The organism is Streptomyces blattellae (genome assembly GCF_009709555.1).
GTDB lineage: Bacteria > Actinomycetota > Actinomycetes > Streptomycetales > Streptomycetaceae > Streptomyces > Streptomyces blattellae.
On the sequence record NZ_WJBG01000119.1, the window covers coordinates 33,699 to 56,309 of the forward strand.

Below are 22,611 nucleotides of genomic sequence, written 5' to 3' on the forward strand. Positions count from 1 at the left end.
TCTGCCAGTGTCCCCGCTGGTTAATCGCTTGCCGCGCGGGGGTGCCCGCTGGAGACAATGTGTATCGCACGCAACGCCGTGGACGCCGGTCCGTTGTCCCTTTTCATAGGCCCTGGCGCCGGTTTTGCGATGAGAGACTTCTGTTGTGCTTACGGGGATTGAGGCAGATATGTCGTACGTGGAAATGCCGGGCGCGAAGGTACCGATCCGCATGTGGGCCGATCCGGCGACGGTCGAGGAGGTCGCGCTTCAGCAGCTGCGCAACGTGGCGACCCTGCCGTGGATCGAGGGGCTTGCGGTCATGCCGGACGTCCACTACGGGAAGGGTGCGACGGTCGGGTCCGTCATCGCGATGCGGGGGGCTGTGTGTCCCGCGGCGGTGGGGGTGGACATCGGGTGCGGGATGTCGGCGGTGAAGACGTCGCTGACGGTCAATGACCTGCCGGGGGATCTGTCGAGGCTGCGGTCGAAGATCGAGGCTGCGATTCCGGTGGGGCGGGGGATGCATGGCAGTCCTGTCGAGCCGGGGCGGTTCCATGGGTTCGCCACTGGGGGGTGGGATGACTTCTGGGGGCGGTTCGAGGGGGTTGCGGAAGCGGTCAAGTTCCGGCGGGAGCGGGCGGCTCTGCAGATGGGGACACTCGGAGCCGGCAACCACTTCTGCGAGGTTTGTGTAGATGCGTCCGGTTCGGTGTGGCTCATGCTGCACTCCGGTTCCCGCAACATAGGCAAGGAACTGGCGGAGCATCACATCGGCGTCGCTCAGAAGCTTCCGCACAACCAGGGCTTGGTTGACCGTGACCTCGCAGTCTTCGTGGCGGACACCCCGCAGATGGCGGCGTACCGGAACGACCTGTTCTGGGGGCAGGAGTACGCGAAGTACAACCGCTCGATCATGATGGCGCTCCTGAAGGACGTGATCCGCAAGGAGTTCAAGAAGGCGAACCCGGCCTTCGAGCCGGAGATCAGCTGCCATCACAATTATGTGAATGTCGAGCGCTACGAGGGCATGGACCTGCTCGTCACACGCAAGGGTGCGATCAGCGCCAGGACCGGCGAGTACGGCATCATCCCGGGCTCGATGGGCACGGGCTCGTACATCGTGACGGGACTGGGCAACGAGAAGTCGTTCAACTCGGCTTCGCACGGGGCCGGTCGGCGCATGAGCTGGAACGCGGCGAAGCGGCGGTTCTCGACAAAGGACCTGGAGGAGCAGACGCGGGGCGTGGAGTGCCGTAAGGACTCCGGTGTCGTGGACGAGATCCCTGGTGCCTACAAGCCGATCGAGCAGGTCATCGATCAGCAGCGCGACCTCGTCCAGGTCGTGGCGAAGCTGAAGCAGGTTGTGTGCGTGAAGGGTTGACGGGGCCGGGCAGCCCTTCTTACTTCGCGTGCGTCACCGCATAGATCATCACGAACGCCACGATGTGGATGCCGAAGAGGAAGTACGCGAGGTAGTACCAGACGATGCGCTCGCGTTTCTTTTCCAGGGCCAGCTGGCGCTGTTCGCGGTCGTTCTTTTCCTGTTCCTGTTCCTGTTCCTGTTCTGGCATCACAACTCCCTGTGCACCTTGGTGTTGGAGGCTTGGGCGCGGGGGCGGACGACGAGGAGGTCGATGTTGACGTGGCTGGGGCGGGTGACCGTCCAGGTGATCGTGTCGGCCACGTCGTCGGCCGTCAGGGGTTCGGCCACGCCTTCGTAGACCTTCTCCGCCTTCTCCTGGTCGCCGTCGAAGCGGGTCAGTGCGAATTCGTCTGTCTTGACCATGCCGGGGGCGATCTCGATGACGCGGACCGGTTGGCCCACGATTTCGAGGCGGAGGGTTTCGGCGAGGACGTGGACGCCGTGTTTGGCGGCGACGTAGCCGGCGCCGCCTTCGTAGGTGGCGTGGCCCGCGGTGGACGAGACGACGACCACTGTGCCGTCGCCGCTGGCGCTGAGGGCGGGGAGCAGGGCCTGGGTGAGGTTCAGGGTGCCGATGACGTTCGTCTCGTACATCTGGCGCCAGTCGGCCGGGTCGCCGGTCGCGACCGGGTCGGCGCCCAGTGCGCCGCCCGCGTTGTTGATCAGGACGCCGATCATGCGGAAGGCGCTCGCGAACTCGTCGACCGCCGCGCGGTCGGTGACGTCGAGGGCGTATGCCGTGGCCGAGTGACCCGCCTGGTTGATCTCCTCGGCCAGCGCCTCGATGCGGTCCTTGCGACGGGCGGTGAGCACGACGCGGTAGCCCGCGGCCGCCAGCCGCCGTGCCGTCGCGGCGCCGATTCCGCTGCTGGCACCGGTGACGACGGCGATACGGGACGCGGCGGCGGGGGTCATACGGCAGCTCCAGGGGCGGGGCATCGGGGGTTCGTACTCGTTGTGTGCCTCCGGTCAGGATAGGCGGGGCGCAGACAGCGGCCGGGTGCCGGTTCGAGGGGTGGGACATCCGGCGAGCGGGACGGCCGGTCCCGGGCGGACAATGAAGTGGGTGGTCCTCTCCCGAGTCAGGAGGTGGATCAGATCATGGGCGAAGCTCGTGATGTCATGGACCGGCTCACGGATGCGGTCACCTCGACGCCGGATCTCAAGGCCCTCGCCGAGCTCTACGCCGAGGACGCGGTCGCGATCACGCCGGACGGCGGGGAGATCCACGGGCGCGACCACATCGTCGAGTACTGGCGTCAGATGACGGACGCGGTTCCTGAGGGGACGTACGAGCCGGTGTATTCGTACGAGATCGGGGACACCGCCATCGACGAGGGGTTCTTCAGCGGCAAGAACACCGGACCGATCCAGCTGCCCTCCGGGGAGTCCCTGCCGGCCACGCAGAAGGAGATCAGGCTCCGCGGGGTCGATTTCGCGACGGTCCGGGACGGCCGGATCGTCAGTTATCGCCTCTACTTCGATCAGATGGAGTTCCTGGAGCAGCTGGGGCTGCTGCCCGACGAACTGCCGACCTGAGTCCGCTACGGCACTTAGATCACCTACGTCACCTATGTCACCTGCGTCACCTCGTCACCTGCGTCACTGCCCGCGCGGCGCGTACATGATCACGGCCATGCCCGCGAGGCAGATCAGTGCGCCCGCGACGTCCCAGCGGTCCGGCCGGTAGCCGTCGGCGACCATGCCCCAGGCGATCGAACCGGCGACGAAGACGCCGCCGTACGCGGCGAGGATGCGGCCGAAGTGGGCGTCGGGCTGGAAGGTGGCGACGAAGCCGTAGGCGCCGAGGGCGAGGACGCCGCAGCCGACCCACAGCCAGCCGCGGTGCTCGCGCAGGCCCTGCCAGACCAGCCAGGCGCCGCCGATCTCGAACAGCGCGGCGAGGACGAAGAGGGCGGCGGAGCGGAGGACGAACATGCCGGCAGCTTCGCACGGCCTCTTCCTGGTGCCCGCGTCACCTGTTGGACGGCGCCTGCGGCCCGCTCCGCGTGGGATACATGGCATACATCCGTACCGCCACGGTGGAGTGAGGAGTCGGCTGGATGAGAACGACGCGGGCGCTGGCGGCGTGCGGTGCCGCCCTGATGATGATCGGCGGCGCGGCCCCGTACGCTTTCGCCGACTCCGGCCCCGAGGACGGCCTCGCCTATCACGGAGCCGTGTTCATGGCCGCGGGCCGGGTCGACGTACGGTTCACTCCGCGCAACCAAGGGCCGGTCGCCGTGCCCGACGCGTCGGTGCGGTTGCTCTGGTCGGAGCCGCTCGCCGACCGGCAGACGCTGCCGGACGGATGTGCGCGCTCCGGGGAGCGGGCGGTGCTGTGCGGGGTGGGGGCGCTGGCCGCGAAGGGGGCGGGCGAGCCGATGAGTCTGCGGGTGCGGCTGCGGGAGGCGCCGTCGGAGGTGCTGCTGGAGATCGACACCGCGTGGTACGGCGCGACGGCGGACCGCCACCTGGACAACGACCCGCAGCGGGTGCTGGTGCTGGACACCGGGGACGAGTACTACTTCTAGATCCGGTACCACTTCTGGATCCAGTACTGCTTCTAGATCCAGCGGTGCGGCGACTGCTGCGTCGCACGATCTCTGCGCGGCGCAGATGAAAGGAGCGGGCGGGATGACGGGCGATGCACGGGCGCGGCTGCTCCAGGAGCTGTCCGCGGTGTCCCGCCGTTACATGGCCTCGTACGCCCTGTTCAACCAGGCCGTCGCCGACCGTCTCGGCCTGCACCCCACCGATCTGCAGTGCCTGAGCCTGCTCACGCTGGAGGGCGGCCCGGTGACGACGGGCCGGATCGCGGAGCTGACGGGGCTGACGACCGGTTCGGCGACGCGGCTGGTGGACCGGCTGGAGAAGGCGGGGTACGTGGTCCGGGAGCGGGACGCGAGTGACCGGCGGCGGGTGCTGGTGGCGACCGTGCCGGAGAAGAGCGCCGAGTTCGGGCGGATGTGGGAGCGGCTGAGCGGCGGCTGGTCGGCCCTCTTCGACGATCTGGACGATGCCGAACTCGCCCTGATCATCGGGCACATGAGGCGGACGGTGGAGTTCAGCGGGGAGCAGATCGCACGGCTGCGGGCCGAGACGCCGTGAGCTCCGCTGGGTGCCTGTCGCTGCGGTAGTCGCTGATTCAACGCAGGCGCAGGTTCTCCGCGTCGTACCGCTTCCGTGCCTCGTGGACCTGATCGATGTGGGTCTCCGCCCAGTCCTTCACCGCGGTGAGCATGTGGGACAGGCTGGCGCCCAGCGGGGTGACTTCGTAGTCCACGCGGACGGGGACGGACGGGGTGACCTTGCGGGTGAGGAGGCCGTCGCGTTCCAGTGAGCGCAGGGTCTGGGTGAGCATCTTGGGGCTCACCCCGGGGATCTTGCGGCCGAGGTCGCTGTAGCGCATGGGGCCGGAGGAGAGGGCGGAGAGGACCAGGCCGACCCACTTGTCGCTGATGCGGCCGAGGAGCTGGTGGGTGGGGCAGCCGCGGATGAACGCGTCGTATTCGACGCGGGCTTCTTCGCGCCGCTGGGCCGCGGTCTTGGTCGCCATGGCTCACCTCGGGGATACGTACGCACCTTCGGGTAACTACTTACTTATGGATAGTAGCTCTCCCTAGGGTTGCTGTGGCAGGGGAGATACCCGTGCTGACAGTGACGATGGGGAGCTATCGGTCATGCGAGCTGTTGTGGTGACGACGTTCGGCGGGCCCGAGGCCGTGGAGGTCGTGGAGACCGAGGTGCCGGAGCCCGGCGCGGGGCAGGTGCGGATCAAGGTGGCGGCGGCCGCGCTCAACCCCGTGGACGCGGCGGTGCGCGTGGGCGTCTTCGGCCGCGCGCGTGAGCGGTTCGGGTTCGGCTGGGATGTGGCCGGGACCGTCGACGCGATCGGTGAGGGGAGCGGGTGGCGGGTCGGCGACGAGGTGGTGGCCCTGCACAACGGCCCGGTGAAGCCGCTGGGCACGCACGCCGAGTACGTCGTCCTCGACTCGGACGCGGTGGCGAAGGCACCGGCGAGCGTCGACGCCGTCCACGCCGCCACGCTTCCGCTGAACGCCCTGACCGCCGTACAGGCCCTGGACCAGCTGGAGTTGACGCCGGATCAGTCGCTCCTGGTGACGGGCGCCGCGGGCGCGGTCGGCGGGTACGCCGTCCAACTCGCCGCGCACCGGGGGATATCCGTGACCGCGCTGGCCCGGGAGAAGGACGAGGCACTCGTACGGTCCCTGGGGGCGGCCCACTTCACGACCGGTGACGGGGGCGGCTTCGATGCCGTACTCGACGCGGCGAACCTCGCGGCGGCGGCGCTGGAGCGGGTGCGGGACGGAGGCGCGTACGTCGGCGTCATCCCCCAGGGCGCACCGGCGTCCGTGCGCGGGGTGCGGGTCGGCGCGGTCCAGGTCGGAACCGACGGGGCGCGGCTGGCGGAGCTGGTGCGGCTGGTGGACGACGGGGTGCTGACTTTCCGCGTCGCCGAGACGTACCGCCTGGACGAGGCGGCGAAGGCGCACGGCCGGCTGGCGGAGGGTGGGGTGCGGGGGCGGATTGTGCTGGTGCCTTGAGGGTCTGGTGCCTTGAGGGTTCGGTTCCCTGGGGCTGGTTGTTCGCCTGGGTGAGCTGACTGGTGCTAGTTCTTCGCGTCCGGTTTCCAGTCCTGGGCGAGGAGTCCGAACACGACCTCGTCCAGGAACTCGCCCATCACCCAGGCTGAGGAGCGCAGCACGCCCTCGCGGACGAAGCCGTTGCGCTCGGCGGAGCGCTGCATCGCGATGTTGTCCGACAGCGTCTCGATCTGCAGCCGCTGCAGGCCGCGCACGACGAAACCGTAGTGGCACAGCACCGCGACGACGTCGGTGCCGTAGCCCTTGCCCCGGGAGGACGGCAGCAGCCCGAGGCCGATGTGCGCGGACCGGTTGTGGGTGTCGATGCCCCACAGCTGCGTGGCGCCGACCAGTGTGCCGCCGTCCAGTTCCACCACGGAGAACGGGACGTGTCCCTGTTCCTTGTCGTCCACTGCGAACTGCGCGTCCTTCGAGCCGGGCGTGATCGGCCGCCACGGCCGGCCTCCGGCCCGCGAGGCGTTGACCACGTCGTCATGCAGCTCGGCCTGCAGGACCGGTATGTCGTCCTCATGCCGGGCCCTGAGCCCCACCTTGCTCCCTCTCAGCATGCAAGCTTCCTATCCAACCGGTCCGGTCGGCGGCAAACGAATATGAGGCCGCCTCAGCTGAAGTGGCGGCGGGAGTCATCGGTCGCGCGGACCGGGCGGGACCCGCACCGGGCGCCGGCTCTTCTGGCCTACCCGACCGGCTGAGCGATGTGTCGATGTGCGGCTACCGCCGCGCGGGCGCGACCAGCGACGGCGGACCCGCGGCCGGCCGACGCACCGGACTTCCAGCGGAGCGCTGGGCACCGGACGCGTTGCGTCCGGCAGGGTGAGACGTTCGTAAGAAGGATCCTCGAAGGGCCGCTCATCAGGTCGTACGATCCCCGCCTTTTGCCACTATGGACGCGTGCCCCAGACTGTTCTGCTCGCCGAAGACGACCGCGCCATCCGTCACGCCCTGGAACGGGCCCTGACTCTGGAGGGCTACCAGGTCACCGCGGTCGCCGACGGAGTGGAGGCGCTGGCGCAGGCGCATCGCACGCCGCCGGACGTGCTGGTGCTGGATGTGATGATGCCGGGGATCGACGGTCTCCAGGTGTGCCGGGTGCTGCGGGCGGAGGGCGACCGGACGCCGATCCTGATGCTGACGGCGCTGGTGGAGACGCAGGACCGGATCGCGGGGCTGGACGCCGGCGCCGACGACTATGTCGTCAAGCCGTTCGATGTCGAGGAGGTCTTCGCGCGGCTGCGGGCGCTGCTGCGCAGGACCGGCCCTGCCCCCGCCGAAGTGGTCCCGGTCCCAGTCCAAGTCCCGGTCCCGGCGGAGACGGAAGCGCAGCCTCCGGGGCGGTTGATCGAGGCCGCCGGGCTGCGGATCGACGTACAGGCGCGGCGGGCGTGGCGTGGGCAGCGGGAGCTGGAGCTGACGCGCACCGAGTTCGAGCTGCTGGAGCTGCTGGTGCGCAACGCGGGCATCGTGCTCGACCACTCCACGATCTACGACCGTATCTGGGGCTACGACTTCGGGCCGGGCTCGAAAAACCTCGCCGTGTACGTCGGCTATCTGCGCCGCAAGCTCGACGAACCGGGTGCGCCGCAGCTGATCCACACGGTGCGGGGCGTGGGTTACGTGCTGCGGGAGCACTGAGTGGTACGGCCCCGGCGGCTGAGGCTGCTGTCGCTGCGGACGACGTTCGCGGTGTCGTTCGCGGCCGTGACCGCCGCGGTCACCCTCCTGGTCGGCTTCCTGTCGTACAACGCCGCGGCCCGGCTCGTCCGGGTGGACCAGCAGTCCGTGTTCGACGAGGTCGTGCAGGATCTGCGGGGCACGCTGGAGCAGCAGCGGATGACGCCGGAGGACTTCTCGTCCTCGGCGCCGGGACATGATCTCGTACGGCCCGCCCGGACCGATGTGCAGGTGCTGGGGCCGGACGGTGCCGTGGTCGACCCCGGCAGTCCGGGGCTGCCCGTCACCGGCGCCGACCGGCGCATCGCCGCCCGCGCCACCGCCGGGGCGCTGACCGAGCACGCGGACGTCGACGTCGGGAACGACGTGTACCGGATCGCGACCGTCGCGCTCGGCGGCGGGCGGGGAGCGGTGCAGGTGGCGCAGGAGTTCAGCGACACCGAGGACCTGCTGCGGGCGCTGCAGCAGCGGACGCTGATCCTGATGGCCGCGGTCGTCGTCGGCGCGGGGCTGTTCGGCTGGTGGCTGGCGCGGCGCATCACGCGCCGCCTGGTGCTGCTCACCTCCGCCGCCGAGGACGTCGCCCGCACCCGCCGGCTCGGCATCCAGGTGCCCGTCACCGGCTACGACGAAGTGGGCCGCCTCGGCCGCGCCTTCGACCGCATGCTCGGCCGGCTGGCCCAGTCCGAGGAGGACCAGCGGCGGCTGGTGCAGGACGCGGGGCATGAGCTGCGGACACCGCTGACCTCGCTGCGTACGAACATCTCTCTGCTCAGACGGATCGATGAGCTGCCGGCCGGGGCGCGGGACGAACTGGTCGCCGATCTCGGCCAGGAGGCACGTGAACTGACCGATCTGGTCAATGAGCTGGTGGATCTGGCGGCCGGGCAGTCGGACACGGAGCCGCCGCAGCGGGTCGATCTCGCCGATATCGCGGAGGACGTCGCGGGGCTGGCGCGGCGGCGGTCCGGTCGGGAGATCGTGGTGCGGGCGAGCGGGGACACGTCGACCGACGGGCGGCCGGGGATGTTGCAGCGGGCGCTGTCCAATCTCGTCGAGAACGCGACGAAGTTCGACCGGGAGAAGGCGGCGCCGATCGAGATCGTCGTCTCCGGGCCCGCTCTGCCCGGCACGATCCGGGTCGAGGTCCTTGATCGTGGGTCCGGTATCGCGGACGAGGACCTGATGCGGATCTTCGACCGGTTCTACCGGGCCGCGGACGCGCGGTCCCTGCCGGGGTCGGGGCTGGGGTTGTCGATCGTGCGGGAGGTGGCGTTGGCGCATGGGGGTGCGCCGTTCGCCGTACGGCGGGAGGGGGGCGGGGCGGTGATCGGGTTCACGGTGGGTGGGGGCGCGTAAGTGGAGGTCGGCCTTGGCGTCGGATGCGGTCATGGAGCCAGTCTGGCGATCACGCGATCCATGTCCACTGCTTTGTACGGCCGCCGGACGGTACCGGCGGCCGTACGCGACCTCAGGCCCTCATGCCCTCACCTGTCCGCGGCGTCCACCACCGCGCCCAGGTCGACGAACTTGAAGCCCGTGGCCGTGCGGTCCTGCTCGGCCGGGGTCTCGTCGCCGTCCTGGACGACGAGGAGGCCGCGCGGATAGCGGCTGTCCAGCGGGGAGTTGAGGACGGCGGCGCCGTCGGACTCCTCCACGCTGTCGAGGGTCGAGGACGCGGCGCCGACCCTGAACCCGCCCTCGTATTCGTTGTATCCGTTGTCGTCGCCGACCTCGCGGTCGTACAGGGCGAAGGTGTTGTCGCCCTGGCTGGAAGCGAGGAGGTAGCCGTCGCCGTCCCGTTCCGTCAGCAGCGTCAGGCCCTCGACGTCGGCCGAGAGGTGCTCGCCGCCGAAGCCGGGGTCGGCGCCGGGCGTGCACTCCTCGGTCTCCTCGTCGTAGGTGCCCGGGACGCCGTACTCCCTGACCTTGTCGATCAGGACGGGCGTGCCGGTGAGGTCGGCGCGCAGCCGCCAGATGCCGATGTCCTCCTGGCCGGCGTACAGCGTGCCGGTGGCCGGGTCGACGACCATGCCCTCGACCTGCGGGAGTTCGCCGGGCTCCAGGCAGGGGGTCCAGGCCGTGCCGTCCGGGAGGCGGAAGGAGGAGGGGAGGTCGAGGGTGCGGACCTTGCGGTAGCCGACCTTGCCGTTCGCGGCCGGTACGAGTTCGAGCAGGGCGAGGCGGGTGCGCTCCCGCTGGCTGACGAGGGCGTACGTACGGCCGCTGGCCTTGTCCTTCCAGGTGGCCAGGCCGTACGCCGTGTGCTGGTCGTTGATCTCGCCCTGGTCGGCGGAGAACACCGGGGCGGCGGCCGGGTCGGTGATGTCGGTCAGCGGGGCGTCCGGGCGGGAGGCGTCGATGCGGTAGATCCGCAGGCGGTCGTTGCCGCGGTCGCTGACCACCGCGACATCGGCCCGGCCGGCGGAGGTGCGCAGGCCGGTGACGAGGTCCACGTTGTTGTACCGGCCCGGCGCGTCGTCCTCGGACGGCGGCTTCGGCGCGGCGACCGACTGCACCAGGCGCGCATCCAGGCCGTAGACCCGCAGACCGCCCTCCTTGGCGGTCGCCACGACGAGGCTGCGCCCGGGGTCGGCGGGGTTCCGCCAGATCGCCGGGTCGTCGGCGTCGGAGTTGCCGCCGGCCTCGTCGTCGAAGAGCGGCGCGGACTCGCTGCGCGCGGTCACCACCGGCAACTCGGCGTCCGCCCCCGCCGGGGACGCCGCGAGGAGGGTGGCCAGTGCGGTACCGGCGGCGAGGGCGGCGGCTCTGCGTGCGGCGCGGGGCGTCGTAGTCACGGGTCTTCCTTATGTCAGGGGTGTCACGGACATGCCGATAGTGGGTGGGGAAGTTGGCGCCCAGGGGTACGTCGGCTGTCCGGAAGACGTCACATGTGACTCCACGGTCCGCCTCAGCAACAACCGCGGCAGCAGGCGGAATTCATCGGTCCGGCGACAGACCCGCTGCCAGCAGCCGCTCCCCCTCGGAGCGCTTCGGCACCCACAGCCCGAACCGGCTCTCCAACCGCTCCAGAACCTGCGGCGGGGCCATGGGCTCGCCCGACGGCCAGCCGAGCGCCAACGGCTCGGCCCCGTCGTCGTACGCCGGAAACAGGGGGTCGGCCTCCTGACCGACACTGCCAATCGCCAATCGCCAATCGCCAATTGCCTATCGCCTATCGCCTATCGCCAGTCGCCTATCGCCTATCGCCTGCGGTCTGCGGTCTGCGGTCGGCCCGAGGGCGCGGCCTCACTTCAGGTGCCGGTCGTAGAACCGGCAGCCGTCCTCCAGTTCGAACCACGGGGTGCCGGTGTGTCCGCCCATATTGGCGTGCAGGGTTTTCTCCTTGGTGCCGAAGGCGTCGAAGAGGTCCAAGGCCCGTTGCCGGGGATTGCCTTCGTCGTCCCACTGCAGCAGGAGCAGCAGCGGAATGGTGACCTGCCGGGCCTCCTCGCGCTGGGCGCGGGGCACGTAACCCCCGGCGAAGAAGCCGGCGGCCGTGATGCGCGGTTCGGCCACCGCAAGGCGGATGCCGAGGGCGGTCCACCCCGAGTACCCGACCGGGCCGGCGATCTCGGGCAGTGCAAGGAGGGTGTCCAGGGTGGTCTGCCATTCCGGGACCGCTTTTTCGACCAGTGGGCCGACGACGGACTCGAAGATCTCGTCGACCGGCTCGCCGGCCTGTATCGCCCGGCGGAGGTCGGCGCGTCTCTGCTCGTCGGCGGCGGAGCGGGGCCGGTCACCGCACCCGGCAGCGTCGATGGAGGCCACCGCGTAGCCGTACGCCGTGGTGTGCCGGGCCCGGGCCACCAGCCGGGGTTCCGCTTTGGGCAGGCCGTTGTTGTGGGCCATCAGGATCAGCGGGGCGGGTGCGGTGGATCCAGGCGTCCACAGCGTGCCGGGGATCTCGCCGAGAGTGAATTCGCGTTCGAGGACGCCGTCGTCGAGGCGCTGTCCGGACGTGAAGTGCATGGTCGTGCCTTTCGGGAGGGCTCTGGAACGGCGCTCCCGGACGACCTATCGCCCGACCGTGACCCCGGAGGGGAGCACCCATGTCGGTACTGCGTTCACAGATACCACCTCCTCGTCTCTGGCACGGCCTCCGGAAAAGTAGCAGTGGCCGCCGTGCTCCGCCACGGGTTTTCGCGGAGGCTCCGTGACCGGATGCAGCGGAGCCGCGTCGTGTCAACGCCGGTCCGGCTACCAGCCGGACCATGATCGTTCTCGGCGCCAGCGGCTGTGCCCCTGGCCACCTGACGACCCCTCCGGGGAACATGATGCGGAATCTCTCAGTCGACCTTGACATTGATCGTGTGCCAGCCGGTTGCTCCGTCGGGAAGCGGCTCGTGCTCCCGCCCGGTCTGCACCTCGCCGGTGTTGTCGGTGGCGCGTACCTGCAGCCGATGCTCGCCGGACGTGGCCTGCCACAGCCAGCTCCACTGCCGCCATGTGTCCGCCGACGGCACCGCCGCGAGCCGTGCCTGCTGCCACGGTCCGTCATCCACGCGGACCTCTACCGCGGACACGCCGCGATGCTGTGCCCATGCCACCCCGGCCACCATCACCGGACCCCGCTCCAACTGCTTGCCCGAGGACGGTGTGTCGATCCGGGACTGTGTCTTCACCGGGGCCTTCGCCGCGTAGTCCCGCCGTACCCAGTAGGCGCTGAAGTCCGAGAAACTGCTCAGCTCCAGCTCCGTCAGCCACTTCGTCGCCGATACGTATCCGTACAGCCCGGGCACCACCATCCGGACCGGAAACCCGTGCTCGACCGGCAGCGGCTCACCGTTCATCCCGACCGCCAGCAACGCGTCCCGCCCGTCACGCAACGCCGCCGTGGGCGTGCCGGCCGTGTAGCCGTCCACGGAACGGCTCACCACCTGATCCGCTCCCTCGTCCGGCTCGACCTCGTCCAGCAGGTCCTTGACCGGTACCCCCAACCATCGCGCGTTGCCGATCAACGAGCCGCCGACCTCATTGGACACACACGCCAGCGTGATGTACCGCTCCACCATCGGCCGTGCCAGCAACTGGTCGTACGTCAACGTCAGCTGCCGTTTCACCCGACCATGAATCCTCAGCTGCCAGTCATCCGGTTCCACAAGCGGCACCGTCAATGCGGTGTCGATCCGGTAGAAGTCCGCGTTCCTGGTCACGAAGGAATCCACCCCGGACACGCCGGCGGAGACGTTGGCGGGCAAGGGCCGTGCCGGACTCGACGGGGACGGAAGGACCACCGCGTCCCGGGCCGCGGCCACACGCTGTGCCCAGAGCCGGCGTCCGCCCGCGACGGCCACCGCGGCCGCACCGATCGCCCCGTACGCCAGCACGAGAAACCGTCTCCGGTCCGGTAGCGGCCGCGCGCCCTCCACCACCGGGACGCCGGCATCCGACGACGGCGAAGGGGTGCCCTGCACGGGGGTCGGGGCATCCGGGGCCTCCTGCGCCGCCACATCCGTGTCCGGGCCGGTGCCTTCCCCCAGGGCCTCCGGGGCCTCCGAGGCATCCGGGGCCTCCGGGGCCCGCAGCTCCTGCGCCGACACCGCCGCACGGCCCGGCAGGTTCCGGCGCAGCAGCATCAGAAGGCCGGCGGCGGCCAGTGCACCGGCCACCGACGGCAGCGGATACGCCCATGTGGCGCTGGCCCGGGTGGCTGACGAGAGGACGCCGATCACGCCGAACAGAGCGACACCGGCCAGCCCGTACCAGAGCCGGCGCATGGTCAGTACACCGACGAACGCGGCGAAGACTGCCAGCACCAGCACGATTCCCGCCTGCAGCGCCAGCTTGTCGTACGTGTAGAACACCGTGACGGCGAACTCCTTGACGGGAGTCGGCGTATGGTCCACGGCGACGCCGCCTACCGCTACGAGGGGCGATGAGGGCCCGCCCGTCGCGGCTGCCACCAACTCACCGACGCCCAGGGCGAGCGCGGTGGCCGCGACGCCCGCGAGCTCGCCGTACCACTGCTTGGGCGGCCTGTCCGGGGCAGCCCGGCCTGTCTTCTCAGCCCTCACTTCTCAGCCTTCACTTCTCAGCCGTCATACCGACGTCAGGCATGGGCAGGCGCTCATCGGCTGATCCGGCGCCGCCGGGCGAAGCCGACCCCCAGCATGACCAGACCGGCGATCACCACGATGGGCCCGACGACCGCCCACAGCGTCACGCCGCTCATCGACGAGCCCCCCATGACGTCGGTTCCCTGCAAGGTCCAGAGCACGCCGAAAAGGATGAACAGTGCGCCGAGGACGAAGACGAGCCAGTTCCGCTTCACGGGATACCTCCAGATGTGGAGCCGAGGGTCTCGACAACGAGCGTGCCGGTTGTGTGGCCGCAGCGGCTACAACGCTTCGTTGGACCCCTTGTCAACCGATCGACGTACCCACGGCTCCACCGGTGCGTGGACCTTCCCCGGCGCCGAGCCGGGCACCCTGGACAGGGGCGCTCGTAGACTGGCGGTCAGATCCCGGCGCGCGAAGGTGGGCAGGACGTGGCAGTGCGCAGCACCGTCGTCGACTTCGGATCCCGTTACCGCGTCGGGTGGCATGTCCTCGTCGGCGCCGTCGCGTTACCTCTCGCCGTCGCCACAGCGGCCGATGTCGCCGTGTCGCTCGGACAACGCCTGCTCGCTCTCGGCACGCTCGCCGTCATCGTCGCCTGGTACGCCCTGGTCGCTCCGCGGGCCATGGAGAACAGCGACGAGCGTTGGGGCGTGGCCTACTTCGTCCTCCTGGCGGTTGCCTTCCCGCTCCTGCTCGCCATCGCCCCGATCGGCGGCGCCCTGCTGTTCGCGCTCTGCCCACAGCTGTTCGTGATGGTCACGAGGTGGCGGGTGCGCATACCGCTGTTGCTGATCCTCTACGCCGAACTCGCCTGGGCCATGCTGGCCCGGATGGGAGTCAGCCGCTACACGGTGGCGACGGTCGGCGTGACCGTTCTGGTACCCATGATCGTGACGATCCTCGTGGGCGCCTATCTGACGGGCATCCGCGAGCAGAACCGCCGGCGTGCCGAGCTGATCGAGGAACTGACCCGGACCCGGGCCGCGCTGGCACGCGCGGGCCACGAGGCAGGCGTCCATGCCGAACGCGAACGCCTGGCCGTAGAGATCCACGACACCCTGGCACAGGGCTTCACCAGCATCCTCATGCTCGCCCAGGCCGCACGGACGACCCTGCGCCGTAATCCGACGGCCGCCGATGGCCAGCTCGACATCCTGGAGAAGACCGCCCGCGAGAACCTCGCGGAGGCACGCTCGCTGATCGCCGCGCTGGCCCCGGTCGACCTGACCGGCCGCAGCCTCGCGGACGCGCTGGACCGGCTCGCCGCCCGGCATACGCGCGACACGGGCACGCGCGTCGAGGTGTCGATCGTCGGCGAACGGTCCGGCGCACCTGTCGGCACCGACATCGCCCTGCTGCGCACCGCGCAGGAGGCCCTGGCCAACGTCGGCAAGTACGCCGGGGCCACGACGGTACGGATCGACCTGCGCTGCGAAAACGGCCTCACCACGCTGGCCGTGACCGATGACGGCCGGGGCTTCGACCCCGCCGCCGTCCGCGGTGGGTACGGCCTGCCCGGAATTCGCACGCGCGCCACCAGCCTCGGCGGAACGTGCACGGTGCGATCGACTCCTGGCCAGGGCACCACGGTACGGGTCGAGCTGCCGCCGGCCCCGGCCGGGAGGGCGGCGCGCGGCCTGCAGCCAGTGCCTGATCTCAGCACTGCACCCGACGCTCCCGACGCTCCCGCCGCTCCACGTCCGATCACCGAGCGGGCGGAACCGGACCGATGACCGTCAACATCCTGATCGTCGACGACCATCCCGTCGTACGCTTCGGCCTCCGCGGCATGCTGGAGTCCTACGACGACCTGCGGGTCGTCGGCGAGGCCGACTCCGGCGACGAAGCGGTCGTCCTCGCCGCCGCGGCACGCCCGGACGTCGTCCTGATGGACCTGCGGATGCCGGGTACCGACGGTGCCACCGCGACGGCGCGCATCCGCCAGGAGCACCCCGGCATTCGCGTGATCGTGCTGACCACCTTCGAAGGTGACGCCGACATCCTGCCGGCGATCGAGGCCGGCGCCACCGGGTACCTGCTCAAGGACACCCCGATCGGCACCCTGACCGAGGCGATCCGGGCGGCCGCCCGCGGCGAAACCGTCCTCGCCCCGCCGGTGGCCGCCCGGCTGGTGACTCACATGCAGGCGCCGGCCGGGGAGCATCTCACCCCCCGTGAGGTGCAGGTGCTCGGCCTCGTCGCGCGCGGTCTGTCCAACAGCGAGATCGGCCGGCAGCTGTACATCGGTGAAGCGACGGTGAAGACCCACCTGCTGCGAACGTTCGTCAAGCTGGGTGTCAACGACCGCACCGCAGCCGTCACCGTCGCCCTCTCCCGCGGCATCCTCACCTCACCGCACCAGTGAGCCCTCCTCCAACCCTCGCGACGGTGAGCGTCTGCTGTGTGGGTGGTGATGCTGGGCGGAAGGAGCGGGGCGGTGGCCCTCCAAGGGGCTGCCAGTACGGGCTGAGCCACCAACTGCGCAGGATCGAGGGCATCGGAAAGGGCCAGCAGGGATGAGTCAGGGAGTGCCAGTGCCGGAGCACCAGCAGCGTCAGATCACCGACGAGCAGTTCCATGACGCGACGCTGATCTGGAACTACCACCAGATGGGCCACGAGCAGCGGCCCTGCTCGGCGGCGATCGGCCTGGGCAGCCACGACCTCGGAGTGGTCACCACGGCCGCCGACCTCTACCGCGCTGGCCTCTTCCCGGTCGTGGTGTTCAGCGGGGGCAACAGCCCCACCACCCGGGCCCGCTTCCCGCGCGGTGAGGCCGTCCACTACCGCGAGCACGCCCTGAGTCTGGGCGTGCCGGACGAGGCGATCCTGGTCGAGCCCAAGGCGGCCAACACAGGCCAGAACGTCACTTTCTCCCGCGAGCTGCTGGCCGAGGTCGGCATCGCGGTCGAGTCGCTGCTGCTGATCTCCAAGCCGTACATGGAACGCCGCTCGTACGCGACGTGCCGCAGGCTGTGGCCCGAGGCTGAGGTCGTGTGTGCCTCCGAGTCGCTGGAGTTGGACGACTACATCAAGTCCATCGGCGACGAGAAGCTCGTCGTCGACATGCTCGTCGGTGACCTGCAACGCGTGATCGAGTACCCGAAGCTCGGCTTCGCCGTCGAGCAGGATGTACCGGGGGATGTGTATGACGCTTACGAGCGACTTGTGCGGGCCGGGTTCGACAGCCGTCTCGTCACTGGCTGACGGCGACTCAGTCCTAAAGGTCTTTGACCATGACTGCGTACACCGGTGAGTCGGCGAACGGTTGCTGCTCGCCGACTCTGGCGTATCCCCATGTCTCGTAGAGCGCTTGGACCTTGGGGTGTGTGACGTCGACCAGCAGCACGGCGAGGTCTTCCGTGCGTTCCTTGAGTAGCGCCTCGTGCAAGCGGTCGGCGATTCCCTGCTTTCGCCAGCCCGGGCGCACCATCACCTCGGACACGGCGTAGGTGGAGGAGTAGCCGTTGTTCGGCTCGTACGGGGTGGAGCGCCACCATTCGCGGCCGGGGGCGAGCGGGGCGCCGTAGGCGAAGCCGACCGGTTCGTCTTCGTCGTACGCCACCACGCAGGAGAAGCCGTCCATGCCGGTCCAGTGGTCGACGAACCAGGCGAAGCGCTGGTGGAAGGGGTCGTCCATCTGGTCGGCGTAGGCGTCGGCGTGTACGTCGATGAGCATCTGCCGGAAGACCTCGGGGAGGTTTCCGTGCTGGAAGTGTCGCAGGTCGGTCACGCTCGGCTCCATTCGGTTCGCATGCGGTCTGCCCAGTCTCGTGCGTAGGAGGCGGAGGGAGCCATGACGAACAGGCCCCGGTGGAAGTCGCCCATGAGCGTGCGCATACGGCCGGGCAATGGGTCGCCATCCATGATGGTGAAGACGTCGGTGGCTGAGGCCGTGGCCTGTTCGGCCTCTCCCTGGTGGAGCTGTGCGAGGGCGAGCTGGGCGGTCGCGAGGGCCTTGTTGCGCCGGAAGGCGGTCGGGATCCTGGCCAGCGCGCGGTGAGCCATGGCTTCGGCATGAGGGTGGCGTCCGCTGTTGAACTGGACGATTGCGGCGAGGTGGTCAAGTTCGGCCTGCCCGTAGAAGGCGGTCCAGCGCGGACGCTCTCGGTCGGCCACCCTGGTGAAAGTGTCCTGGGCTGATCCCAGTGAACGCAGGCCCGCACGGCCGTCACCGAGAGCCGCGTACGCGAGGGCGACGCGGACTCGGCCCAGCGAGTCGAAGAACGGGTCTCGGCGAGCCGCTGAGGAGGCTTGCGCGGCCTGGGCCGCTGCGAGGGCTTCGGGCCAGTTCTGCCGCTGGTAGGCGAGCATCGAGAGGTTGACCCAGACCCGCATTTCGGTGGGTCCGTCCTGGGAGAGGCCGGCGTACGTCGCTGATTCGTTCAGGTAGCTCTGGGCCTGGTCGAGATTGCGGGCGTCGATGCAGGACCAGGCGGCGATGGTGGTGTACTCGGCGGCCAGTGCGTACAGGGCTCGGCGGACGCGTTCGCCGGCGTTGCGCTGCTGTAGTTCCAGCACCCTGGTGCGGCCCTGGGCGGCGGCCTTCTCCAGTGCCGTGTGTCCGCCCTGGCGGTCGTCGGCATCGACAAGGGCGTTCATCCCGGCAGCGACCCGGGCCACGTCCGACATGCCGACGGTCCGGCGTTGCGCAACCAAGGGAACGGCGGCAGCTGCGCTTCCGGTCGCTGAGGTGAGGAATGTGCGACGCCGCACGGGGTCCTCCTGCGGGTGTTGCATGGTGCGTGGTGCGCTGAACCCTAAGTCCTCGACGGGACAACCGAACACCCGCTCCAGGGCTGCACACGTGCGTCCGATGGGGCGGCGGGAGGTTCCGTTGAGGAGGTTGCGGATTGTGCGGTCGGAGACGTCACCGGGCCTGCCGGTGATCTCTGCCAGCGCAGAGTTCATCCGACCAGCCAATTCTTCCTGGGTGAGCCCGAGTTCCTCCATCCGACTCTTGAGGATGGCGTTCGCTCCCATGGACCGACCGTAGCCCTGTGGTCACTGGCCGAACCAGACCCGAGGTCACCGGAGCGTAAAGTCTTCCGGTTCGCGGAGGCACGGCGGGGCGCGACATTTCCTGTTCGCCGTCGGCCAAGGGCCGTTGACTCGGTACCAGCCGTTGAGCGGGCGAGATTCCCCGTCCTGCCTCTCGATGGCGTGGAGGAAGGCCCGCCCCTGCGCACCCGTCGCGGGGCGGGCGTCCCAGCCTCGGAGGGATGACCCCGTGACCATGACCGCCGCCAAACCAACCGCGACCGGTGTTCCGGGCTACACCGAGACGGTGCCGTGCGAGCCGGAATCCGCGCGCCGCGCACGCCTGCTTGTCTCCGCGGCTCTGGACACCTGGGGTATAGGCGAGTTGGCCGAGGTAGGCACTCTGATCGTTTCGGAGCTGATCAGCAACGCCGTCAGCCACACGCCCTGTCGCGTGGTCCGTGTGATGATTCGGCGCGAGACGGCCGAAGTGATTCGGATCGGCGTTGCCGACAAGTGCCGAGACACCCCGGAACCGGGCTGTCCTGAAGGTGACTCGGAGGGCGGCCGTGGTCTGCTCCTGGTCGAGTCGCTGAGCTGGCGGTGGGGCTACGACCTGCATCGTTGGGGCAAGCTCGTCTGGGCAGAGCTGCGGGTGCCGGCCGCATGCTGATCTCGCGTATCTCCTTACGACTCCTGCCCTCGGAGGAACTGGTCGGCTACCCGTTCCCGGACGCGTGCGTGCAGCGGGCCTTCGGCCCGACGCGTCCGTCTGACGAGGCCAGCGCGGTTGCTGTCCCAGAGTCGGTCCGGATAACTCCCGCCGACCTTGTGCGGCTGCGCGTCGAGTCGGGACTGGCTCTCGGCGAGATCCGCGCGGAGATGCAACGTGCCGAGATCGCGTGGCGGCAGTAGCTCAGCCGCTGGTACGGCGACGGCCGACTGGCAGTCGAGGCCCGCGCACCGGACATCAGCCTCCTTCAACGAGTCCTGGACGGATTGCGGAATCCCGGTCCGGTTTCGACGTAGGCCCCGGCGCCTCTTCTTCCCGGCGCCCCTGAGACTCCCGCACAAGCAGGATCGTGTTCCTCGATGCCGTGCGGGTGAGCAAGTCAGGCGAAGGACAGAACTTCTGACAGGAAGGAAGACCGTGTTCAACCACATGGATCGATTCCCCACGGGCAGCCCGCTGCCGCAGGGGCATCTGACGGCGGCCCCGTGGGGTCTCCGTCGCATCGCCCCGTACCCGCCCGTCGAGGGCCCCGTCTACGCGACGGTGACGCTGGATCCGAAGACGCAGACCGCCCGGTACTTCGACACTTCCGGGGCGCCCGCCATGTCCCCGGGCCACGGCACATCCTCCGGTACGAATCCCGCGACCGGCACCACGGGCCAGGGCGACCGCAACAGCGACTCCCCGGACAGCGACGCGGGGAACGACACCGACCAGTGACTCTGGTGACGAACGACGATCGTCTGGTCCTGGTCGTCACCAACCTCGACGACCCGACCGCGGACTTCGTGATCGCCGAGCTGCACGACCGGGGCGTCCCGGTCGTGCGGTTCGACTCCGGTGACTTCCCCGCCACCCTGTCGTGCTCGGCCGCCATCGGCGGCACCCACAGCTGGCGGGGAAGCGTGCAGACCCCGAGCCGACGTGCCGACCTGGGCGCGGTGCGTTCCGTGTACTACCGGCGGCCCTCCGGGTTTGCCTTCCCCCACCTCGACAAGCAGGACGAACGGTTCGCCGTCGCCCAGGCGCGCTACGGGCTCGGAGGCATCCTGACCTCGCTGCCCGGCTGCCTTTACGTCAACCATCCCAATCGCACCTGGAGAAGCCGAGTACAAGCCAGCCGGGCTCGCGGCAGCCGGGGCGGCCGGCTTCACGCTTCCGCCGACGTTGATCACCAACGTTCCCGACGACGCGCGGGCCTTCATCAAGGCGCAAGGTGCCGTCATCTTCAAGCCGATCTCGGTTCCGCTCTACCTGGTCGACGGCAAGGCCCAGACCGTCCCCGTGACCGAGGTGACCGTCGACGAGGTCGACGATTCCGTGTCCGGCACCATGCACCTCTTCCAGAAGCGGGTGCGCAAGGTTGCCGATATCCGGGTGACTGTGATCGGCGAGCAGATCTTCGCCGTGCGGATCGACTCCGGTCTCCTCGACTGGCGTACGGACTACGGCACTCACACATACACGCCGCTTGCCGCGCCACCCGCGGTGGAGCGGTCGATGCGTGCCTATCTGAAGCACTTCGGGCTCGTCTTCGGGGCCTTCGACTTCGCTCTGACCGACCGCGGTGAGTGGATCTTCATCGAGTGCAATCCTTCCGGGCAGTGGGCATGGATGGAGCCGCCGACCGGTCTGCCGATGACTGCCGCACTCGCCGATCTCCTGGAAGGAGGACTCCGTGGCCAGTGAAACCGACATCGAGACGGCGGCAGCCGATCTCCGGCGCCGGCTCGCCCGACAACTGGAGAAGGACGGCTGGCTGCGCTCGCCGCAGTGGCGGGCCGCCGTGGAGGCCGTGCCCCGCCACAGATTCATCCCGCGTTTCTACCGGGAGAGCCACGCCCCGGGCGTCACCACCTGGGAGCCGGTCACACCGGAGACGGTCGGTAAGGAGGAGTGGCTACGGCTCGTCTACACCGACGAGACATGGATGACCCAGTTCGACGGCCGGGACATCGACTGGGCCGACCCGAAGCCGATCAGCAATGCGATCCCGACCTCGTCGTCGACGTTGCCGAGCCTCGTGGTCCGGATGCTCGAAGACCTGGATGTGCAGGACGGCATGAAGGTGCTGGAGATCGGAACCGGAACCGGTTACTCGACAGCACTGATGTGCCACCGGCTCGGCAGCGAGAGCGTGACCTCGATCGAGACGGACGAGGGCGTGGCTCGACGAGCTGGCCACGCTCTCACGGGGGCCGGTCATACCCCCGCCCTGCTGGTGGGGGACGGCTGCGTCGGCCACCCCGACGGAGCCCCGTACGACCGGCTGATCGCCACGTGCGGCTTCCGCAGCATCCCGCCCGCCTGGCTGGAGCAGGTCCGCCCGGGCGGCCTCATCCTCACCACTCTTCGCGGCTGGATGCGCTCCCTCGGCCTGGTCAAACTCATCGTCACCGGTGACAGCGCGAGCGGCTGGTTCAGCGAGGACGACCCGAGCTTCATGATCGCCCGCCAGCAGGACGCACCGGAGAGCCTCGGCATCGTGCCGGGCCCCGACGACGGGACGGTACGGAAAGCCGTACGCGGGCCAGAGCTTCTCACCAACTCCGGGGCGGGGTTCATGGCGCAGCTCGCGGCGCCGGACGCCCGTTTCTTCTCGATGGCGGTCGATGGCGGCCCGGTCAGCACGTTTCTGCTGGACAGTGTTACCGATTCCTTCGCCGTCCTCGCTCCCACGGACGGCGGCTGGCAGGTCAGGCAGGGCGGCCCCCGCGAGACCACCAATGCCTCGATCTCCACTATGCCCCCAGACAGCAGCTGTTATCTTCCTGGTCCTTTTCACCCTCATGTTGAGGCCGACCGCAGAACGAGATGTGGCCCCTGGCAAGGGAGCCGCGGTGAATGCAGCGCGGAACACGAACTGGCCGTCGGCGCCACCGATCAGGCCGGGCCCCGACGCCGTCGAGTGTGTGAACCGGGTCGCACAGGTGAGTGCGGCTTGGGCAGTGCGGTACCCGGGGAGTCGTCCGGGAGGGACAGGCGGTCGACGGGTCCTGGCGGTTGGCCATCGACTGTTTCCATGCCGGGTAGGAATGCGTGGTCCGGGCCGGTGTGAGCGTCCTTGGCGCGCTCGGGTACTGGGAGGACGCGGCGTCGGGTGAGTTCAGCGACGTCGATCAGGGGGGCGACG

At 69.5% G+C, this 22,611-nt stretch carries 26 protein-coding genes and 1 pseudogene; 15 read left to right on the forward strand and 12 right to left on the reverse strand.

Going from position 1 to position 22,611, the window contains the following annotated elements; translation table 11 throughout:
- Positions 1 to 169 precede the first annotated feature (169 nt).
- Positions 170 to 1,363 carry an RtcB family protein gene (locus tag GFH49_RS09450; RefSeq protein WP_155055368.1) on the forward strand — a complete coding sequence of 398 codons (1,194 nt, stop codon included), beginning with the start codon at positions 170 to 172 and terminating at the stop codon, positions 1,361 to 1,363.
- 19 nt (positions 1,364 to 1,382) lie between these two features.
- Here GFH49_RS09450 and GFH49_RS39315 read toward each other — a convergent pair whose 3' ends face one another.
- Positions 1,383 to 1,553 carry a hypothetical protein gene (locus GFH49_RS39315; protein WP_196217908.1) on the reverse strand — a complete coding sequence of 57 codons (171 nt, stop codon included), beginning with the start codon at positions 1,551 to 1,553 and terminating at the stop codon, positions 1,383 to 1,385.
- Complete coding sequence (locus GFH49_RS09455; protein WP_155055369.1) at positions 1,553 to 2,320, reverse strand: SDR family NAD(P)-dependent oxidoreductase; 768 nt, start codon at positions 2,318 to 2,320, stop codon at positions 1,553 to 1,555. The genes GFH49_RS39315 and GFH49_RS09455 overlap by 1 nt, the downstream gene beginning before the upstream one ends.
- Before the next feature lie 186 nt (positions 2,321 to 2,506).
- Between GFH49_RS09455 and GFH49_RS09460 the strand changes: the two genes are divergently transcribed.
- Complete coding sequence (locus tag GFH49_RS09460; RefSeq protein WP_155055370.1) at positions 2,507 to 2,944, forward strand: ester cyclase; 438 nt, start codon at positions 2,507 to 2,509, stop codon at positions 2,942 to 2,944.
- A 63-nt stretch (positions 2,945 to 3,007) separates the two neighbouring features.
- Here GFH49_RS09460 and GFH49_RS09465 read toward each other — a convergent pair whose 3' ends face one another.
- Positions 3,008 to 3,343 (reverse strand): YnfA family protein, encoded by a 336-nt coding sequence (locus GFH49_RS09465; protein WP_155055371.1) that lies wholly within the window; start codon positions 3,341 to 3,343, stop codon positions 3,008 to 3,010.
- A gap of 125 nt (positions 3,344 to 3,468) precedes the next feature.
- On the opposite strand from GFH49_RS09465, the gene GFH49_RS09470 reads away from it, so the two are divergent.
- Both GFH49_RS09470 and GFH49_RS09475 read left to right on the forward strand, forming a co-directional pair.
- Positions 3,469 to 3,939, forward strand: coding sequence for a hypothetical protein (locus tag GFH49_RS09470; protein ID WP_155055372.1), 471 nt, complete (start codon positions 3,469 to 3,471; stop codon positions 3,937 to 3,939).
- Positions 3,940 to 4,042: 103 nt separating this feature from the next.
- Entirely contained in the window at positions 4,043 to 4,516 is a 474-nt protein-coding gene (locus tag GFH49_RS09475; protein ID WP_155055373.1) for a MarR family winged helix-turn-helix transcriptional regulator, read from the forward strand.
- 37 nt (positions 4,517 to 4,553) lie between these two features.
- On the opposite strand, the gene GFH49_RS09480 is transcribed toward GFH49_RS09475, so the two are convergent.
- A complete protein-coding gene (locus tag GFH49_RS09480) occupies positions 4,554 to 4,964 on the reverse strand; it encodes a winged helix-turn-helix transcriptional regulator (protein WP_155055374.1) in 411 nt (136 codons plus the stop codon).
- 124 nt (positions 4,965 to 5,088) lie between these two features.
- Between GFH49_RS09480 and GFH49_RS09485 the strand changes: the two genes are divergently transcribed.
- Positions 5,089 to 5,973, forward strand: a complete 885-nt coding sequence (locus tag GFH49_RS09485) for an NADP-dependent oxidoreductase (RefSeq protein ID WP_155055375.1) — start codon at positions 5,089 to 5,091, stop codon at positions 5,971 to 5,973.
- A 65-nt stretch (positions 5,974 to 6,038) separates the two neighbouring features.
- Here GFH49_RS09485 and GFH49_RS09490 read toward each other — a convergent pair whose 3' ends face one another.
- Positions 6,039 to 6,581 carry a GNAT family N-acetyltransferase gene (locus tag GFH49_RS09490; RefSeq protein WP_155055376.1) on the reverse strand — a complete coding sequence of 181 codons (543 nt, stop codon included), beginning with the start codon at positions 6,579 to 6,581 and terminating at the stop codon, positions 6,039 to 6,041.
- Positions 6,582 to 6,924: 343 nt separating this feature from the next.
- On the opposite strand from GFH49_RS09490, the gene GFH49_RS09495 reads away from it, so the two are divergent.
- On the forward strand, positions 6,925 to 7,665 hold the full coding sequence (locus tag GFH49_RS09495) for a response regulator transcription factor (RefSeq protein WP_155055377.1): 741 nt from the start codon (positions 6,925 to 6,927) through the stop codon (positions 7,663 to 7,665).
- Positions 7,666 to 9,063 (forward strand): HAMP domain-containing sensor histidine kinase, encoded by a 1,398-nt coding sequence (locus GFH49_RS09500; protein WP_155055378.1) that lies wholly within the window; start codon positions 7,666 to 7,668, stop codon positions 9,061 to 9,063.
- A 128-nt stretch (positions 9,064 to 9,191) separates the two neighbouring features.
- On the opposite strand, the gene GFH49_RS09505 is transcribed toward GFH49_RS09500, so the two are convergent.
- The 5 genes from GFH49_RS09505 to GFH49_RS09525 all read right to left on the reverse strand — a co-directional run bounded on the left by GFH49_RS09505 (position 9,192) and on the right by GFH49_RS09525 (position 13,978).
- Entirely contained in the window at positions 9,192 to 10,502 is a 1,311-nt protein-coding gene (locus tag GFH49_RS09505) for a phytase (protein ID WP_155055379.1), read from the reverse strand.
- 142 nt (positions 10,503 to 10,644) lie between these two features.
- On the reverse strand, positions 10,645 to 10,854 hold the full coding sequence (locus tag GFH49_RS09510; RefSeq protein WP_155055380.1) for a hypothetical protein: 210 nt from the start codon (positions 10,852 to 10,854) through the stop codon (positions 10,645 to 10,647).
- A gap of 99 nt (positions 10,855 to 10,953) precedes the next feature.
- Positions 10,954 to 11,676 (reverse strand): dienelactone hydrolase family protein, encoded by a 723-nt coding sequence (locus GFH49_RS09515; RefSeq protein WP_155055381.1) that lies wholly within the window; start codon positions 11,674 to 11,676, stop codon positions 10,954 to 10,956.
- Between the two features lie 317 nt (positions 11,677 to 11,993).
- Entirely contained in the window at positions 11,994 to 13,721 is a 1,728-nt protein-coding gene (locus GFH49_RS09520; protein WP_155055382.1) for a molybdopterin-dependent oxidoreductase, read from the reverse strand.
- Between the two features lie 53 nt (positions 13,722 to 13,774).
- Entirely contained in the window at positions 13,775 to 13,978 is a 204-nt protein-coding gene (locus GFH49_RS09525) for a hypothetical protein (protein WP_155055383.1), read from the reverse strand.
- 216 nt (positions 13,979 to 14,194) lie between these two features.
- On the opposite strand from GFH49_RS09525, the gene GFH49_RS09530 reads away from it, so the two are divergent.
- The 3 genes from GFH49_RS09530 to GFH49_RS09540 all read left to right on the forward strand — a co-directional run bounded on the left by GFH49_RS09530 (position 14,195) and on the right by GFH49_RS09540 (position 16,972).
- Positions 14,195 to 15,499, forward strand: a complete 1,305-nt coding sequence (locus tag GFH49_RS09530) for a sensor histidine kinase (RefSeq protein ID WP_155055384.1) — start codon at positions 14,195 to 14,197, stop codon at positions 15,497 to 15,499.
- Positions 15,496 to 16,131, forward strand: a complete 636-nt coding sequence (locus GFH49_RS09535; protein WP_155055385.1) for a response regulator transcription factor — start codon at positions 15,496 to 15,498, stop codon at positions 16,129 to 16,131. Before GFH49_RS09530 ends, GFH49_RS09535 begins: the two co-directional genes overlap by 4 nt.
- A gap of 151 nt (positions 16,132 to 16,282) precedes the next feature.
- Positions 16,283 to 16,972, forward strand: coding sequence for a YdcF family protein (locus GFH49_RS09540; protein ID WP_155055386.1), 690 nt, complete (start codon positions 16,283 to 16,285; stop codon positions 16,970 to 16,972).
- 13 nt (positions 16,973 to 16,985) lie between these two features.
- Here GFH49_RS09540 and GFH49_RS09545 read toward each other — a convergent pair whose 3' ends face one another.
- Both GFH49_RS09545 and GFH49_RS09550 read right to left on the reverse strand, forming a co-directional pair.
- Complete coding sequence (locus tag GFH49_RS09545; RefSeq protein ID WP_155055387.1) at positions 16,986 to 17,510, reverse strand: GNAT family N-acetyltransferase; 525 nt, start codon at positions 17,508 to 17,510, stop codon at positions 16,986 to 16,988.
- Complete coding sequence (locus GFH49_RS09550; protein ID WP_155055388.1) at positions 17,495 to 18,748, reverse strand: helix-turn-helix domain-containing protein; 1,254 nt, start codon at positions 18,746 to 18,748, stop codon at positions 17,495 to 17,497. The genes GFH49_RS09545 and GFH49_RS09550 overlap by 16 nt, the downstream gene beginning before the upstream one ends.
- 253 nt (positions 18,749 to 19,001) lie before the next feature.
- On the opposite strand from GFH49_RS09550, the gene GFH49_RS09555 reads away from it, so the two are divergent.
- The 5 genes and pseudogenes from GFH49_RS09555 (at position 19,002) to tgmC (ending at position 22,536) form a co-directional block, all read left to right on the forward strand.
- Complete coding sequence (locus tag GFH49_RS09555) at positions 19,002 to 19,418, forward strand: ATP-binding protein (RefSeq protein WP_155055410.1); 417 nt, start codon at positions 19,002 to 19,004, stop codon at positions 19,416 to 19,418.
- The gene (locus tag GFH49_RS09560; RefSeq protein ID WP_230396215.1) at positions 19,412 to 19,660 is read left to right on the forward strand and encodes a hypothetical protein; all 249 of its coding nucleotides are present in this window, start codon (positions 19,412 to 19,414) and stop codon (positions 19,658 to 19,660) included. Before GFH49_RS09555 ends, GFH49_RS09560 begins: the two co-directional genes overlap by 7 nt.
- Positions 19,661 to 19,895: 235 nt before the next feature.
- On the forward strand, positions 19,896 to 20,198 hold the full coding sequence (tgmA, locus tag GFH49_RS09565) for a putative ATP-grasp-modified RiPP (protein WP_155055389.1): 303 nt from the start codon (positions 19,896 to 19,898) through the stop codon (positions 20,196 to 20,198).
- Positions 20,195 to 21,167, forward strand: a pseudogene (tgmB, locus tag GFH49_RS09570) (ATP-grasp ribosomal peptide maturase). The gene tgmA and the pseudogene tgmB overlap by 4 nt, the downstream one beginning before the upstream one ends.
- Positions 21,157 to 22,536 carry an ATP-grasp peptide maturase system methyltransferase gene (gene tgmC, locus GFH49_RS09575; RefSeq protein ID WP_230396216.1) on the forward strand — a complete coding sequence of 460 codons (1,380 nt, stop codon included), beginning with the start codon at positions 21,157 to 21,159 and terminating at the stop codon, positions 22,534 to 22,536. The pseudogene tgmB and the gene tgmC overlap by 11 nt, the downstream one beginning before the upstream one ends.
- Positions 22,537 to 22,611 lie beyond the last annotated feature (75 nt).

Bases quoted from the DNA above. Each gene is read 5' to 3' on its own strand.
- GFH49_RS09545 (WP_155055387.1), bottom strand. From the start codon at position 17,510: ATGGAGCCGAGCGTGACCGACCTGCGACACTTCCAGCACGGAAACCTC.
- GFH49_RS09455 (WP_155055369.1), bottom strand. From the start codon at position 2,320: ATGACCCCCGCCGCCGCGTCCCGTATCGCCGTCGTCACCGGTGCCAGC.
- GFH49_RS09550 (WP_155055388.1), bottom strand. From the start codon at position 18,748: ATGGGAGCGAACGCCATCCTCAAGAGTCGGATGGAGGAACTCGGGCTC.
- GFH49_RS09555 (WP_155055410.1), top strand. From the start codon at position 19,002: ATGACCGCCGCCAAACCAACCGCGACCGGTGTTCCGGGCTACACCGAG.
- GFH49_RS09515 (WP_155055381.1), bottom strand. From the start codon at position 11,676: ATGCACTTCACGTCCGGACAGCGCCTCGACGACGGCGTCCTCGAACGC.
- GFH49_RS09490 (WP_155055376.1), bottom strand. From the start codon at position 6,581: ATGCTGAGAGGGAGCAAGGTGGGGCTCAGGGCCCGGCATGAGGACGAC.
- GFH49_RS09470 (WP_155055372.1), top strand. From the start codon at position 3,469: ATGAGAACGACGCGGGCGCTGGCGGCGTGCGGTGCCGCCCTGATGATG.
- GFH49_RS09540 (WP_155055386.1), top strand. From the start codon at position 16,283: ATGAGTCAGGGAGTGCCAGTGCCGGAGCACCAGCAGCGTCAGATCACC.
- GFH49_RS09560 (WP_230396215.1), top strand. From the start codon at position 19,412: ATGCTGATCTCGCGTATCTCCTTACGACTCCTGCCCTCGGAGGAACTG.
- GFH49_RS09465 (WP_155055371.1), bottom strand. From the start codon at position 3,343: ATGTTCGTCCTCCGCTCCGCCGCCCTCTTCGTCCTCGCCGCGCTGTTC.
- GFH49_RS09480 (WP_155055374.1), bottom strand. From the start codon at position 4,964: ATGGCGACCAAGACCGCGGCCCAGCGGCGCGAAGAAGCCCGCGTCGAA.
- GFH49_RS39315 (WP_196217908.1), bottom strand. From the start codon at position 1,553: ATGCCAGAACAGGAACAGGAACAGGAACAGGAAAAGAACGACCGCGAA.
- GFH49_RS09450 (WP_155055368.1), top strand. From the start codon at position 170: ATGTCGTACGTGGAAATGCCGGGCGCGAAGGTACCGATCCGCATGTGG.
- GFH49_RS09475 (WP_155055373.1), top strand. From the start codon at position 4,043: ATGACGGGCGATGCACGGGCGCGGCTGCTCCAGGAGCTGTCCGCGGTG.
- GFH49_RS09535 (WP_155055385.1), top strand. From the start codon at position 15,496: ATGACCGTCAACATCCTGATCGTCGACGACCATCCCGTCGTACGCTTC.
- GFH49_RS09485 (WP_155055375.1), top strand. From the start codon at position 5,089: ATGCGAGCTGTTGTGGTGACGACGTTCGGCGGGCCCGAGGCCGTGGAG.
- GFH49_RS09460 (WP_155055370.1), top strand. From the start codon at position 2,507: ATGGGCGAAGCTCGTGATGTCATGGACCGGCTCACGGATGCGGTCACC.